15 protein-coding genes and 2 pseudogenes are annotated in these 14,670 nt (G+C 43.1%); 6 read left to right on the top strand and 11 right to left on the bottom strand.

The genetic code is table 11. From position 1 onward, the window contains the following. Both FTT94_RS15045 and ribA read left to right on the top strand, forming a co-directional pair. Nucleotides 1-110, top strand: a pseudogene (locus FTT94_RS15045) (IS5/IS1182 family transposase); the annotation flags it as partial. Nucleotides 111-395: 285 nt separating this feature from the next. Then, on the top strand, nucleotides 396-998 hold the full coding sequence (ribA, locus tag FTT94_RS15040) for a GTP cyclohydrolase II (protein WP_004976959.1): 603 nt from the start codon (nucleotides 396-398) through the stop codon (nucleotides 996-998). A gap of 125 nt (nucleotides 999-1,123) precedes the next feature. Here the strand turns inward: ribA and trpA are convergent, their stop codons facing one another. Together trpA and trpB are read right to left on the bottom strand one after the other, a co-directional pair. Beyond that, on the bottom strand, nucleotides 1,124-1,912 hold the full coding sequence (trpA, locus tag FTT94_RS15035; RefSeq protein WP_180171049.1) for a tryptophan synthase subunit alpha: 789 nt from the start codon (nucleotides 1,910-1,912) through the stop codon (nucleotides 1,124-1,126). After that, a complete protein-coding gene (gene trpB, locus FTT94_RS15030) occupies nucleotides 1,909-3,120 on the bottom strand; it encodes a tryptophan synthase subunit beta (RefSeq protein ID WP_180171048.1) in 1,212 nt (403 codons plus the stop codon). Before trpB ends, trpA begins: the two co-directional genes overlap by 4 nt. A 102-nt stretch (nucleotides 3,121-3,222) precedes the next feature. On the opposite strand from trpB, the gene FTT94_RS15025 reads away from it, so the two are divergent. The 4 genes from FTT94_RS15025 to FTT94_RS15010 all read left to right on the top strand — a co-directional run bounded on the left by FTT94_RS15025 (nucleotide 3,223) and on the right by FTT94_RS15010 (nucleotide 5,975). After that, the gene (locus tag FTT94_RS15025; protein ID WP_179995324.1) at nucleotides 3,223-4,104 is read left to right on the top strand and encodes a LysR family transcriptional regulator; all 882 of its coding nucleotides are present in this window, start codon (nucleotides 3,223-3,225) and stop codon (nucleotides 4,102-4,104) included. A 118-nt stretch (nucleotides 4,105-4,222) separates the two neighbouring features. Beyond that, nucleotides 4,223-4,795: a nuclear transport factor 2 family protein gene (locus tag FTT94_RS15020; RefSeq protein ID WP_171065058.1), complete on the top strand. Its 573-nt coding sequence runs from the start codon at nucleotides 4,223-4,225 to the stop codon at nucleotides 4,793-4,795. Further along, complete coding sequence (locus FTT94_RS15015; protein WP_179995325.1) at nucleotides 4,771-5,271, top strand: chalcone isomerase family protein; 501 nt, start codon at nucleotides 4,771-4,773, stop codon at nucleotides 5,269-5,271. Before FTT94_RS15020 ends, FTT94_RS15015 begins: the two co-directional genes overlap by 25 nt. Nucleotides 5,272-5,282: 11 nt before the next feature. Further along, a complete protein-coding gene (locus tag FTT94_RS15010) occupies nucleotides 5,283-5,975 on the top strand; it encodes a response regulator transcription factor (RefSeq protein WP_179995326.1) in 693 nt (230 codons plus the stop codon). Here the strand turns inward: FTT94_RS15010 and FTT94_RS15005 are convergent. The 9 genes and pseudogenes from FTT94_RS15005 to FTT94_RS14965 form a co-directional block, all read right to left on the bottom strand. Then, nucleotides 5,972-7,294 (bottom strand): HAMP domain-containing sensor histidine kinase, encoded by a 1,323-nt coding sequence (locus FTT94_RS15005; protein WP_180171051.1) that lies wholly within the window; start codon nucleotides 7,292-7,294, stop codon nucleotides 5,972-5,974. The genes FTT94_RS15010 and FTT94_RS15005 overlap by 4 nt on opposite strands. Nucleotides 7,295-7,329: 35 nt before the next feature. Further along, nucleotides 7,330-8,379, bottom strand: a complete 1,050-nt coding sequence (locus tag FTT94_RS15000) for a cyclopropane-fatty-acyl-phospholipid synthase family protein (protein WP_180171047.1) — start codon at nucleotides 8,377-8,379, stop codon at nucleotides 7,330-7,332. An 8-nt stretch (nucleotides 8,380-8,387) separates the two neighbouring features. Further along, nucleotides 8,388-9,167: a DUF1295 domain-containing protein gene (locus FTT94_RS14995; protein WP_180171046.1), complete on the bottom strand. Its 780-nt coding sequence runs from the start codon at nucleotides 9,165-9,167 to the stop codon at nucleotides 8,388-8,390. A 25-nt stretch (nucleotides 9,168-9,192) separates the two neighbouring features. Continuing rightward, nucleotides 9,193-10,389, bottom strand: a complete 1,197-nt coding sequence (locus tag FTT94_RS14990; RefSeq protein WP_180171045.1) for a cyclopropane-fatty-acyl-phospholipid synthase family protein — start codon at nucleotides 10,387-10,389, stop codon at nucleotides 9,193-9,195. Further along, nucleotides 10,386-11,180 carry a DUF1365 domain-containing protein gene (locus FTT94_RS14985; protein ID WP_180171050.1) on the bottom strand — a complete coding sequence of 265 codons (795 nt, stop codon included), beginning with the start codon at nucleotides 11,178-11,180 and terminating at the stop codon, nucleotides 10,386-10,388. Before FTT94_RS14985 ends, FTT94_RS14990 begins: the two co-directional genes overlap by 4 nt. Before the next feature lie 9 nt (nucleotides 11,181-11,189). Beyond that, entirely contained in the window at nucleotides 11,190-12,473 is a 1,284-nt protein-coding gene (locus FTT94_RS14980; RefSeq protein WP_180171044.1) for an NAD(P)/FAD-dependent oxidoreductase, read from the bottom strand. Beyond that, complete coding sequence (locus tag FTT94_RS14975) at nucleotides 12,470-13,456, bottom strand: acyl-CoA desaturase (RefSeq protein ID WP_180171043.1); 987 nt, start codon at nucleotides 13,454-13,456, stop codon at nucleotides 12,470-12,472. The genes FTT94_RS14980 and FTT94_RS14975 overlap by 4 nt, the downstream gene beginning before the upstream one ends. Before the next feature lie 136 nt (nucleotides 13,457-13,592). After that, entirely contained in the window at nucleotides 13,593-14,141 is a 549-nt protein-coding gene (locus FTT94_RS14970) for a lipocalin family protein (protein ID WP_180171042.1), read from the bottom strand. 422 nt (nucleotides 14,142-14,563) lie between these two features. Beyond that, nucleotides 14,564-14,670: pseudogene (locus tag FTT94_RS14965) on the bottom strand (IS5/IS1182 family transposase); the annotation flags it as partial.

Here is a 14,670-nt window from a genome sequence, read left to right as displayed (position 1 = left end):
TGAAAACCTTCAAAATTCTTGCTGAGCGATATCGCAATCGAGGCAAAAGACTAGCATTAAGATTCAATCTAATTGCTGGAATTTATAACTTGGAGCTGAGTGAAAAATGACTTATGAAAGAAATCTAATAAATTTAATTAACTATACAAAAAAAACCAACTTATCTTAAATATTGATGGTTTAGACAAGCCTCAGCTTTTGAGTGTTTTTGCAACAAAGCAGAACGCTAATAAAAATATTCTAAATAACATTTCACATAAAATTCACTATCAGATACATACTCTTTAATTGAGAGTAAAACGCTGAAATTTATAACTGCAAAAAATTCGGCCAATGCTTTTAAGATAGATTAAGTAAATTGTATCAAATATAAATTTATATAGGTGTATTCTTCTGTGGCTATAGAATTTGTTTCTAAATCAAAATTACCTACTGCGTTTGGCGATTTTGAAATTATAGCATTTCAAGACCAAAGTACTGGTGAAGAACATATCGCTCTTGCCAAAGGCATGGGTACTATTTCTAATCAACCTGTACTCGTTAGAATTCATTCAGAGTGCTTAACAGGTGACGCTTTTGGATCACTCAAATGTGATTGTGGCCCCCAATTACATTCAACCATGAAAATGATTAATGATGCAGGTCAAGGTGTGATCTTATACTTGCGCCAAGAAGGTCGCGGCATAGGACTAACCAATAAAATTCGAGCTTACGCCCTTCAAGACCAAGGACATGATACTCTTGACGCCAATTTATTATTAAATTTACCAGCAGATGCTCGTAAATATGATATGTGTACCATTATGTTAGATTATTTAAAAATAAAGAATGTAAAACTCATTACAAATAATCCCCTTAAAATTAAATCTTTAACTGATTTAGGAATTAATGTTGTTGAACGTATTCCTTTAAAAGTTGGTTTAAATATCTTTAACAAAGCTTATCTTGAAACAAAGCAAAAACGCATGTCACATCTATATGATAATAGTGATTTTTAAAAAGCGATCACTTATAGAAAAAAATCCACGTATAAAGCTCCATCTCCCTCACGGGAGAAGGTAAAGATAAAAGATTGTTTTATATTCAATTATGGTTTTAAAGAATACCTATCAAAGAAGCTGGCTTATTCTTTATTTTCTCTCAGGATTTGCGAAAAAACTGTGACTTTTTCTAAAGTTGCGTTCATTCCCTTATTAAAAAAAGTATCGACAAGCGCTGAGCCAATGATAATAAGATCTACTTTATTGGCTAGTGCTTTAACATGGCTTTCATTTTTGATCCCAAAACCAATTGCAACAGGAATATTAAAAATTCGCTTAATTTCAGTCATCTTTTTCTCAAGATTAGATAAATTGAAGTCTCCTCCTGTTAATCCATTTTCTGCAACATGATATAAAAACCCTGTCGCGCGCGCTGAGATTTGCTCTAACCTTTCAACTGGGGTCGTCGGCGCGGTCATTGCAATTAAATGCATATTTTTTTTATTTAACTGCACTTCGAATTTTTCTCGATATCCATATGGAGCATCTAAAATCAATATTCCATCTATAAGATTTTCTGTTTCGGCGATAAGTATCTCGAAACCATATTGCATAATCGGATTTAAATAAGTCATGAAAATTATTGGTGTTTTTTCATCATGTAGCCTGATTGCTTTTACCAACTCAATGGTCTGTTTTAGCGTTTGACCTGCACCTAAAGCCCGAAGATGCGCTGCCTGAATGATCTCTCCATCTGCCACTGGATCAGAAAATGGAATACCCACTTCAATAATGTCAGCCCCTGCTTGACCCAATTGGCTTAACAGACGACAACTTTCTGTAAAATTAGGATCTCCAGCAGTAAAATAACAGACCAGACCGCTTCGATTTTCCAGTTTCAATTGCTCTAATTTTTGATCTAGACGGTTCATGCTGTAGCTCCTGCAAGATATTTTTTTACCGTGTTTAAGTCTTTGTCTCCTCTGCCACTTAAATTGACAATAATGATCTGTTCTGGTTGCATTTCTTGAGCAAGTTGAATCGCATATGCAATCGCATGGGAACTTTCAAGAGCAGGAATAATGCCCTCCTGTTGGCTTAAAAGCTGAAATGCATTTACGGCTTCTTGATCGGTTATAGCCGTGTATGTCACACGTCCTGTTTCAAACAGAATGCCATGCTCAGGACCAACACCAGGATAATCTAAGCCAGCTGATATAGAGTGTCCTTCTAAAATCTGCCCATCTAAATCTTGTAATAAATAGGTTAAATTGCCATGCAGCACACCAACTTGACCTTTGCAAATAGAGGCGGCATGTTCACCGCTATTTGTTCCTTTTCCACCAGCCTCAACGCCAAACATTTTGACATTCAGGTCTTCTAGAAAAGGATACATCAACCCTAATGCATTTGATCCCCCACCAACGCAAGCAACCAAAGCATCAGGCAGTCTATTTTCTTTCAGGAGTATTTGGTTTCTGGCTTCTAAACCAATAATTTTCTGAAATTCTCTGACCATGGTGGGATATGGATGAGGGCCTGCACCCGTACCCAATAGGTAATAGGTTGTATCCACATGACGAATCCAGTCACGTAATGCTTCGTTCATGGCATCTTTTAAAGTCCCACGACCTTTTTGAACACTTCTGACTTCAGCACCGAGTAATTTCATGCGTTCAACATTCATTTGTTGGCGCTGAATGTCTGTTTCTCCCATAAAAATGGTACATTTCATCTTAAACAGCGCGCAAACCGTTGCTGTTGCAACACCATGTTGCCCAGCACCCGTTTCTGCAATGATTCTGGTTTTACCCATAAATTTGGCTAATAAGATTTGCCCTACACAATTATTGATCTTATGCGCACCCGTATGGTTCAAATCTTCTCGCTTGAAATATATTCGAGCGCCGCCTGCATAAGCTGTTAGGTTTTTTGCATAAAAAAGAGGACTAGGACGACCAACAAAGTCCGTTAAAATCTGCTGATATTCAGCCCAAAATTCAGGTTTGTGCCGAACAGTATTAAAGGCTTGCTCTAATTCTTGAAGTGCAGGCATTAAGCTTTCTGGCATATAACATCCGCCAAATTGACCAAAAAATCCCAAGTCATCAGGACCATTACCTGTATAAGGGGTTGTCATCTCATATCTCTTTTACTATCAAAACTTGTTTGATCTTAAAATATTTTCATTTTGATGATAATTGATATATTTTGAGCTTAAGGTGTTAGAAAATTTTACAACATGAAACGCAGAACATTACCTCCTCTTAATGCTTTAAAAGCATTCGAGGCTGTCGCTAGAAATAAAAGTTTCAGCTTAGCTGCCGAAGAATTATGTGTCACCCATAGTGCGATTAGCCATCAAATAAAGCAGTTAGAAGAATGGTTGGATAAAAAATTGTTTATTCGACATTCCTCGACCATCTCTCTGACGGCGGATGCCGAAGAATTATCGCTCGTTTGTATGGAGCTTTTTAATCGTTTAGAACAATGCGTCTTTGAGTTAACAAATAAAACTTCAGAAGTAGAAGTTGTCATAGGCGCTTCTCATAGTTTTATGGCAAATTGGCTGATTCCTCGATTAGAAAAGCTCGAAGTCATTTATCCCAATATCCATATCAAATTAATGACATGTAATGACTTAAAATTGTTAGAAAAAGAGAAGGTTGACATATTTATCAATAGCGTCAGTGAGCATCATCTACTTCCCAACTTTTTGAATAAATATCTGTTATTTCCCGATAACATGGGTCCTATTTGTAATCGTGAAATAAATCCTCTTCATTCCGTAAATGATCTTTTAAACTATCCATTACTTCATACCCACTCAAATAAAAGTGCATGGCATACATGGTTTGATCAGTTTCAAATAAGCTTTTGCCCAAAATCCAATGACCGTTATTTTGATAGTCTGAATTTAATGATAGAAGCTGCCGTGTCTGGGTTAGGAATTGCCATAGCACCTCAAATTCTAGTAGAAAAAGAAATGTTAAATGGAAAGATCATTGCCCCTTTTGGTTTTATCTATTGTGACTATAATTTTTATGCAATGGTCAGAAAAAATAATGAAAATCGTGATGTTATGAATATCATTAATTGGTTAATGGCCGAAGAAAAAAGTTAAACATTTAATCTTTGATTTGAAAAATTCTATTCAATTGCTCATCTATAACGTCTATTTCACATTCTATTCACGCTGTGCTGCCTAAGGTATAAACATACACTTCATACGGACACTGATGATGAGACTTGTAAAAACACTAATTGCTACAGCCTTATCCTTGCCGCTTCTGTTGTTAGCCGGATGTAAAAGTATTCCCAGTTATTCAGCTGATTACGCCCAATCCAGAAATGGTATTCAGGGGATAGCGCTGGATCAGGCTAAAGCTCAGGATATCGGCCTCCGCTTTACCTCAGCCTTTAATACCTTGGGCACACCTGAATTCGTTGAAAATGCTGGAGCACTGTATGCCGACCAGCTGTTTATTAACGATACGCTATCGCAATTTTCATCCCGTCAAAATCTACTCGAGCACTTTCAAGGCATGAACAAACGGGTCAGCAAGGTCAGCGTCAAGCTGTTAAACGCTTCTTATCATCAGGACTCTGCCTATGTGCACTGGCATATGGCCTATGATTTTAAATTGTTCGGCACGACCCGCAGTATGGACTCTTACGGTATCAGTGAAATCAAGATCAACGAAAACAACAAGATTATTTTCCAGCAGGATTTCTGGGACCCTGCGAATGGCCTGTACCGTTCCCTGCCTTATGTTGGAGGGGTCTACTCATGGCTACTGCCTTTCAAAAAATAGCGATTAGTACAGCGTTAGTGATGGGATGTAGCTTCTGTCCATGGGCACAGGCACAAAGCCTGAATCAATGCGGCAATGGTCCGCTGATGGTGGGTCAAAAACAGGTCGGTATGGCCAGTTATTTTGCCCAAAACTGTAGCCAGTCCTGGGAAAAACAAAATATACAGATGGACTTTTCCTATACCCAGAATATTCCGGAATGGGCATTTAAGCGTGCGGCCACACATTTACTGAAACGTAATGTTAAAGACGCAAAAATACATGCTCTATTCAACCCAATCACCGATTTGTATCGTCCGGTCAGATCAGGTGATCTGTACCGCTTGAAATACAGCCATGCCACGCAAACCCTAAGTTTATCCCTCAACCGGAAAAATTTAGGGCAGCTGCAGCATCCGCTAGCCCAGCAATATTTTAATATATGGCTTGGTCCCCAGCCATTTAGTGCTAAATTAAAACAGCAATTATTAAATTAGTATCTGCCGCTATGTCGAAACATTTTATCCTGATGGTTGAAGACCATTATGAACTGGCCTCTACCCTATGCGAGTTTCTTGAAGAACATGGCTTTGTGGTCGATCATGCCCGCAATCTGAGTGCTGCTAGACAATTACTTAAACAGCAACGCTACCATATCTTACTACTAGATATTAATTTGCCTGATGGTTCTGGTTATGAATTGTGCGAGTGGTTACGCAATGAAGAGGGGTTGGACTTACCTGTCTTGATGCTTACCGCTCGGGATACCTTGGATGATAAACTCAAAGGCTTCAATTCAGGCACGGATGATTATCTGGTCAAGCCCTTTGACTTTAACGAGCTGGTGGTTCGGGTCAAGGCCCTGATCAAACGTTCCCTGGGTGAAGTATCTAGCAGTCGTCTGCAAATTCATGACCTAATTTTGGACCCGGCAACACAGCAGCTAACTCGAGCTGGGCAGAACATTGAATTGCCTCCGATTCAGTTTAAACTTTTGAAGCTACTGATGCGTCATTCTCCTAAAGTACTGACTAAACAGGAAATTATGATGGAGCTTTGGGGTGATGAAGAGCCAGAAAGTGATGCTCTGCGCAGTCATATCTATAATTTACGCAAAATGGTCGATAAACCCTTTGAACATAAGCTGATTCACACCATATCTGGGATTGGTTTAAAGATTGCTTTCGAAGATGAAGCCTAATTTAGGTACACAACGACAATCAGTCCAGTGGTGATTGCTAATTCAACATTCTGATGAGTGTCAAGATAATATTGCCTGTCAAACAGCTCCACACGCCAACCTAGCTGTTTGCATAGCTTTTGCACCAATTGTAATCCAATGCCATGCCCTTTGATTTCCAGTTTTAGCTGCTGACCAGACAGTTCCTGAACTTTAGAATTGTTAGGTAAAGGCATGCCGACCCCATTGTCAGCAATCAGCACTTTATTTTTTTCCAGAATCACATCAATTTCTGTGCCCTGTGAATAGTTCAGCGCATTGCGCAGAATATTGCCAAACACCATTTTGGTCATGGATGGATAAAGTTTACGCGGCTGTTCATCGAGGTCTTTTTGCAGGTCTATCTGCATGCCTTTGTTATGACTGACACTCTCCAGATCCTGCACCAGATTGTCCAGACATTCTGAAAGCATGGTCGGTTCAGCAGTTAAAGTGTTGGTGGTATTGCGGGCAATGGCCAGCAAGGTATCGACCAGCAGCTGCATGTCTTCAATGGTGTTATGCAGGCGGGTAAAGGACTTGTTGTCGCCATAGCGTGCCTGACACAGCTGCACATTCCCTTTTAAAATGGTCAGTGGCGTGCGTAGCTCATGGCTGACATCTCCGGTAAATTCACGCTCACGCTGAATAAATTCGCTTAATACCTGATGATATTTTTCCAGCGCCTGCTTGAGGTATTCAGCTTCCAGATTGGAGTCGGTGCGGATGTCCTGAAAAGGCGAAGCCTGATTTTTCTGATGTTCCCAGTCGATATATTCCAGCGCATTGGCCAACCGGGTAATCGGGGAAAAATAACGTCGGGCCCGACGGTTCCACCACCACAATACGCTATATAGCACAAACAGGCTGACCATCAGCGGTGCCAGACCAAACAGCCAGACAAGCTTGTTGACGTTGCTTTCGCCAAACACCAGCAGCACATGCTGTCCGTCTTTTTCACCATACACGGTCATGCGCTCCTTGCCATCGACAAAATGCCGGTTCACCCCTTGCTCAAGTGACATATTCTTAAATTGGGAGGGTGGCACAGTGTTCCAGCGGTAACCATACAGGTTTTTGGTGTCGGGCAATTCTGCGGCAGGGTTACGTTCCAGTCGCTGCCAGTAGTGTGACATTTCCTGTTCTAGCGCCGTTCTGAGCAAAGAACCTTTAATCACCCAGGCACTGAAGCCAATCCCAATCACCACAGACAGGGCAATGAATCCGATTTGCAGCCAGTAGTAGCGGTTAAACACCTCACCCAGAGGATGATCACGTTTGTCCCTAAACAGCTTTAACATTGATGCATTCCCCGCTGGTCCATCCCACTGTTCAATTATACGGCTTTCTTCTTTAACAGAAAGTGGCCAATGACCCATTCGCGCCCATGGTCATAACCAAACAGTTCGGCACAGGCCATAAAGAAAATTCGCCAGCGCTGCCACCAGATTGCGGCATCCGCACCATAGGTTTGTTCAAACAGGGGCTTTAGCTCGGCCTGTTTAGCATCCATATTTTCTAGCCAAGCATTTGCGGTACGTTCATACTGTGTACCCGCCCATTGCCAGTGCTGTTCTAGCTGCAAATGCTGCTGAAAATGTAGGAAAGTTGAGGCTGCCGGCATCAAACCACCACTGAAGAAATATTGCGACATCCAGTCAAACTCATTTTTGACTTCAAACGGGTAATGCAAGAAACGATGACAGAAAATATGACACCACAATAAGCCATCTGGTTTGAGCCAAATACTAATATTTTCAAACAGTTTTTGATAGTTGCGTACATGCTCAAACATCTCCACCGATACCACACGGTCAAATGACGCAGGTTCAAGTTGCAACACATTGACATCACAAGTGATCACATTAAGGTTATCCAGTTTTTTTAAACGGGCTTGTTCCTGAATATACTCACGCTGCGTTGAAGAATTTGACACGACTGTAATATGGGCCGTTGGATAATGCTCGGCCATATATAGACTGAAAGAACCCCAACCGCAGCCAATTTCCAAAATATTCTGCCCGTCTTTCAGTTGTGCTCGCTGGCAATAGCAGGCAAGGGCAGCTTCTTCGGCTTGGTCTAGCGTCATATCGGCATGTTCAAATAGACTCGCGCTATATTTCAAACGCTTACCGAGTACTGCCTGAAAAAATGCGGTCGGCAGTTCATAATGCTGCTCATTGGCTTTGTCTGTCTCAATGGCAATTTCGCTGTTTTTCAGCATGGTCAGCACATCCATATAGCGCTGCGCTGCCAATGCGGGGTCAAACCGACCTTCTTGTGCCAAACGTTTTTTGCTCAAGATTTTAATACCAGCACGAATCACTGGGTCTGGCACCTTGCCATTTTCGATCAGTTCTAAGGTTTTTTGAATCATAAAGTCCATGTATTTACCTACTCTTTGGGTGGCCACGGAATAAACATTGAAGTTCGCCGTTGATAGTCTTTATAGTTGTCACCACGGTGGGCGAGCGCCTGTTTTTCACTAAATGGAATACCTGTAAAGTAGTACAGGAATAGCCACATCAGCAGTGGATAAATCCATAATTCATAGCATCCTGCTGCCAGACCGAGCACTGGATAGGCAAACCAATGCAGCCATTCAAAAAAATAATTCGGATGGCGCGAATATTTCCACAAGCCCTGATCCATGGTTTTACCTTGATTGTGTGGATCTAGCTTAAAACGGTAAAGTTGCTGATCGGCAGTGCTTTCGCCTATCAAAGCGGATAGCATGATCATGCCCGCCACAATCACAGTGACCAAAGTCCAGTCATTCCATTGCTCGGTCGAGATACTTAACAGCTTCAGCATTGGGTAAGAAAACAGTAGAGCCAATCCTGCCTGAAATATAAAAAACACCAGAAAACCAAGATGCTGATACTCCCCCATCGCTCGGCGCATGTTGGCATAACGCGTGTCTTCTTGGGTTTCACTGGCATAGCGCCGTAACAGATGCCAAGTCAGCCGTGAAAACCAGATCCCACTCGCCAGTCCCAGAAATAAGCGAACCAACATCGGTGCACTGTCAATCGCCCAAGCGGCAATAATCACATTGAGGGCAATACTGAAACTCCAAGCGACATCGACCAGCCCTGCTCTGCGGTTATAGGTCACCAGCAGCCAGCTACAGAGCATGATAAAGACATTCAGCATCAGTAAATTCAGCAGCATTTCGTCCCTCCTGTTTTATCTTGGCTTAGTAGGCACTGGCTTCGAACAGCAGATGTACATCACTGATCACGCCTTCACGGAAGCCACCTTCGCAATAAGACAGATAAAAATCCCACATGCGGATAAAACGCTCATCAAAACCAAGCCCAAGTACCTGATCATGCTGCTGCAAGAAACGCTGACGCCAGCAGTGCAAGGTCTGGGCATAGCTCTGGCCGATATCTTGCAGATGTTTGAGTCGCAGTTTTTGTTCGGAAGCGGTCTGGGTCATGACACTGATACAGGGAATAAAACTGCCCGGGAAAATATAGCGCTTGATATAGTCCACGGTATTCAGGGCTTTGGCATAGCGTGCATCTTCAATCGTAATCGCCTGTATCAAGGCTAGACCATTCGGCTTGAGGAGCTCGCGGCATTTTCGGAAATAAGTTGGTAAATACTGCTCACCTACGGCCTCGATCATTTCAATCGACACCAGCTTGTCGTATTTGCCTTCCAGTAAGCGGTAATCTTTCAGCTGCACAGTCACACGATGTGACAGTCCGGCTGCAGCGACCCGGGCCACGGCTTCATCATACTGTGCTCTGGAAATGGTGATGGTGGTGACTTTGCAGCCATACTGCTGCGCGGCATAAATGGCAAAACCGCCCCAACCGCTGCCAATTTCGACCAAATGATCCATCGGTTTGAGTTGCAGTTTCTGGCAGATCAGCTCTTTTTTATAATCCGAAGCCTGTTCCAGGCTCATGCCCGGCTCTTTAAACACCGCACTTGAATACATCATGCTGTAATCTAGGAACAGCTTGAAAAAGTCATTGCTTAGGTCATAATGCTCGGCAATATTTTTGCGGCTGCCATCAATCGAATTCTTGCGCGATTTATACCAAACCTTTAACACTAACTGGCTGGCTTTGGCCACCGCATTCTGATTCATCTGGTCCAGCACATCGCGGTTACGTGCCAAAATGCGGATCACATCGACCAGATCTGCACTGCTCCAGTAGCCACGGATAAAACCTTCGGCAGCACCCAGTACACCATTACGGAACAGCAGATCAATCAGACGGACATCATGCACCTGTATCACCGCCTGTAAATCGCTATTTTCCCCGACAGCCCCGTTCCAGACACCTTTAAAAATCAGCTGACCATGGCGTAATTTCAGCAGGTGGCGCAGTACCACCGGCAGTGTGCTTTGCTCTCCCATGAATAGTGTTTTCATCGCAATGTGTTTCCTTTTTCTTTTTTAGGATGTCGGTAAAACGGAATTTTCTTTTTCCATAAACGAAAGGCGTGCAGATAAATTCCGCTGACCATCCTGAAGGGTTCAAGAACTTTCAGTACAGCATAGCGATGCTGCTGTGAAGGAACCGTGATGGCCTGCAAGGAAAATTTCAGGGTGGCATCGAATTGCAAGATTCCCTGCTGAAACAGCTGCATATAAATCACGTTCTGCCGATCCGAAAAGCTGAAGCGCCAGCGATAATCCAACCCCATCGGCATGAACGGCGACACATGAAAGGCCTTTTTAAAGTCAAACTGGTGACTCTGGTACGGCGCATATTCGTCTGCATTGTTCCGGCAATCGTGAATGTAGACCTGTCGTTCATTCCACGGTGTGTTGGTGATTTCACTCAGCACAAAGAGCAACTGGTCGGTCGCACCAAAGACCATATAAAACACTACGGAATTGAAACGGAAACCCAGTGTGCGCGGTAAAGCCAGCACCCGGATGGAAGCGGCATGCGGTAACAGATAGTTTTCCCGCTTGATCAGCAGGCGTGCAATCTTCTGCCGAATCGAGCCACATTCCATAGTCAGAAAATCGCGCTCATCTAGGGTCAGGAAATTCCAGCGTTTAGATGACCACAGCCAGGATTTTCGGGTAAACGTCGCGAGTTGATCTGGATCAAACCATAGATAGCTCAGCTGGGTTTTAAAAGCATGGGCTTGGGGCAAATAACGTCGATGCCGGATTTCAGCAGTGGCGATCGCAAGTGGATACATCTGCATCATGCGCTCCTAGTCTGCCTGTTCGGCCTGTTTTAATAGCTGATCGATTACCCATGATGCGCTACGTGCCCCATCCTCATGAAAGCCCCAGCCCCAGTAAGCGCCGCAATATGAGGTGCGGTTTTGGCCGTTGACCTCGGCCCAGCGTTGCTGTGCTTCAATCGCTGGGGCATCAAACACTGGATGACGGTAATGTCGTTCTATCCAGACTTTTTTCGGATTCAGGGCAAAATTAGGATTCAGGGTGGCAAAGACCTGGGTTTTGCAGTTCAGGTTCTGCAACTGGTTCATCCAGTAGCTAAAGCCATAATGTGTGCCACTGTGTTGGAATGGCGTCTGTTCAGTGACCTGAGTCGGCGTGACGTGTACATGCCAGCTGGCCCACTGGCGACGGGATTTGGGCATGATAGAGGTATCGGAATGTACCACCATGCGGTTATCCTGATAGCGGAACTTGCCTAGCACGTCCAGCTCCTGCGCGGTCGGGTCTTTCAGCAGTTTCAGGCTGTCATCGGCGTGGCTGGCGAAAATCACCCAGTCAAAACGCTCGCTGCCCTGTTGGGTTTCAATCAGCACATCATTGGCACTGCGAGACACCTGATGCACAGCAGTTTTACGAAGCGTGATATTGCACTGGGCCTGAATGGCACGGACGTAGCGAGCTGATCCACCCTTGACCGTCAGCCATAAAGGACGGTCTTTGAGCTGCAACATGCGATGATGCTGGAAAAAGCTCACCACAAACTTATACGGAATCTGTCCGGCCTGTTCCACTGGGCAGGACCACAGCGCCCCGCACATCGGATAGAGATGTTCCTGACGGAAGGCTTCGGAATAGCCATGCCGATCCAGATACTCATCTATACTGAGCTGTGCATCGACATGCTCGACATCCAGATCTTTATTCACGGCATAGAAGCGGAACAGATCCGACAACATCGCGCGAAAATCTGCATTAAAAAAGTTTTGAGGTCGGAACAATAACGAGAATTTTTTTGAAGGATTGTACTGTAAGCCAGTGACCTGATTATTCACCGAAAAGCCCATGTCACTGCTTTGCGATTGAATGCCAAGTTCTTTTAGCATGGCGCAGAACAGCGGATAGTTATGCTCATTAAAGACAATAAAGCCACTGTCCACCGCAACCTGTTCACCATCGATATTCAGCTGATGGGTATCGGTATGACCACCAAAGTAGTTATTCTTTTCAAAGACTGTGACTTCATGCGCTTTGCTGAGTTTCCAGGCAGCATACAGACCGGAAATACCTGAACCAATAATTGCAATTTTCATGGTGATTCCTTTGAATGAATAGTCGGAGTGCCGGTCTTGGCAGCTTTTTTCTGTTTTCGAGCCCGGGCAATTTTACTGACGTCATAGACACGTGCCGGAATGGGCTTGAGTCCCCAGACCAGCCCGAACAAAGACATGAGTTTCAGCAGGTAATAGGTCACATCAATCTGCCACCAGTAAAAACCCTGCCGGGTACTGCCGGCATAATAATGGTGATTGTTGTGCCAGCCTTCGCCCAAGGTAATGATCGACAGGAATAAATTGTTGCGGCTGTGATCATCCGTGTCAAAATCTCGGCTGCCATAATGATGCGCCAGTGAATTGATACACAAGGTGGCATGGATCAGTAACACGGTAGACACGACAAAGCCCCACACTAGCAATTGCAGGCCTGATGTACCAAGTTGCGGCCAGGTGATGGCCACCCACTCCCCGAGTGCATAAATTCCTCCCGCGGTCAGCAGCACAACAATCAAACTGAAACGGTCTAGCCAGATCAGCTCTGGATATTTCAGCCAGTCCTTGATGACTTCTTTACGTGTAGCAAAATTATATTCATTCAGAAACCAACCCACATGGCTATACCAAAAACCATGCGTCGAGGAATGCGGGTCTTTCAAGGTATCGGTATAGCGATGGTGATAGCGGTGATGCGCCGCCCACCAGAGCGGACCACGCTGCGCGCTCATGGTACCAATCAGCACAAACAGAAACTGTACGGGACGCGAAGTCTGAAAAGTTTTATGCGATAAATAGCGATGAAAAAAAGCCGTAATTGAAAACATGCGGATCAGGTAGAATGCCAACATAAAACCAATTGCAAACCATGACACTCCAACCCAAAATACTGCAAGGCAGGCGAGATGCAATAAGATAAATGGTAAGATCCTGAGCCACTGAATTTTACTATTTTCAGCAGTCTGGGTTTTGGGCGCTGAAAGTGTAGACCAGCTGTCTATCCATCGCATCAGACTTTTCAACATCGACTCACCCTAAATTTTTGCAACTATATTTATTCTATTTGATGAGTTTAATCAGTCAGATATGAATTTTATGTGAAGTAAATAAAAAAAAACCGAACTGTAGAGAGATTTATCAGTTCGGCAAAAGGTTAGCAGATTAATGAGGCAATTTGATAAGTTTTGTAACGTCGTAACCATAATGTTTTGCAGTGTCTATATATGACTGATAAGTTGCTTCATCGAGTTGCGGTTGACGCGATAAAATCCATAGGTATTTATTACTTGGTCCCCCTACGAGTGCTACTTTATATTCCGGGTCTACTCGTAATACCCAGTAATGACCTTTAGTAAAGGGGATCCATCTTAAACCTTTAGGCAAAAAGCTGACCTTCAGTTTGCTGTTCCCCTGATTTTGCGAATACGCAACACCTTCAGAGCTAATTATCTCACCATTGGCAGTTCGGCAGCTATTCAATACACCGATAGTTTGATCGGCATTGACGCTATATTGTGCCGTGATATTAGCTATACATTTACGCTGAAAATACATCGGTAAATGCGCAATTTCATACCATTTACCCGCATACTGCCGGATATCCACCTGATCGACTGCCTGAGGGGCAACCGTTTCAGCTCGTGCAGTAAAGCTTAAGCTGATGATGGCCAGCGCTGTAACTGCGAAAACCGACTTGAATAGCATCTTCATTTTTAAGCCTTGTTTGATTTCAGGATTAGCATAACCCAGCTGGATGTGAACAAAATGTGAAGATTAAATGCAGGACGAATGTAGGCAAAATTTCAATTTTATAGCCTGAAAAAATAGGTAAAATCATTTTTATTGGATCCCATTTTTAAGCGGTAAATTAGTTTTTTCTGTTTGAATGTATCAGTGCTGTCAATAGACTTGTTAAAAAAAGTCAACCAGATCAACAGACTCTTTCCAGATTCAGATGTCTTTTATAAGATAATTAAATATACATATAAAAAAAACTTGATTAAATTTATTTTTAATGTATAGTGATCCTAACTAGAAAAAAGTCTTGTTTCATTCAATCTCTGTTAAGTATCGTCGTTTTATTCATAATCCTTCGTTTTTTTAGATTTTAAGTAGATCTCTTGCGAAAGTCATTATTGAAAATTTATCCGGTTTACCAGTGCAGCGATTAAGTTAATGCGTAAACCGAATCTTTTCCGTCTATTTCGATAGCGTTCACTTAATATTCTAAATGTCTTCA

The organism is Acinetobacter sp. YH12027 (genome assembly GCF_013420085.1).
GTDB classification, from domain to species: Bacteria; Pseudomonadota; Gammaproteobacteria; order Pseudomonadales; family Moraxellaceae; genus Acinetobacter; species Acinetobacter amyesii.
The sequence above is the reverse complement of the archived record's forward strand: the minus strand, read 5'-3'. Positions and strand labels throughout refer to the sequence as shown.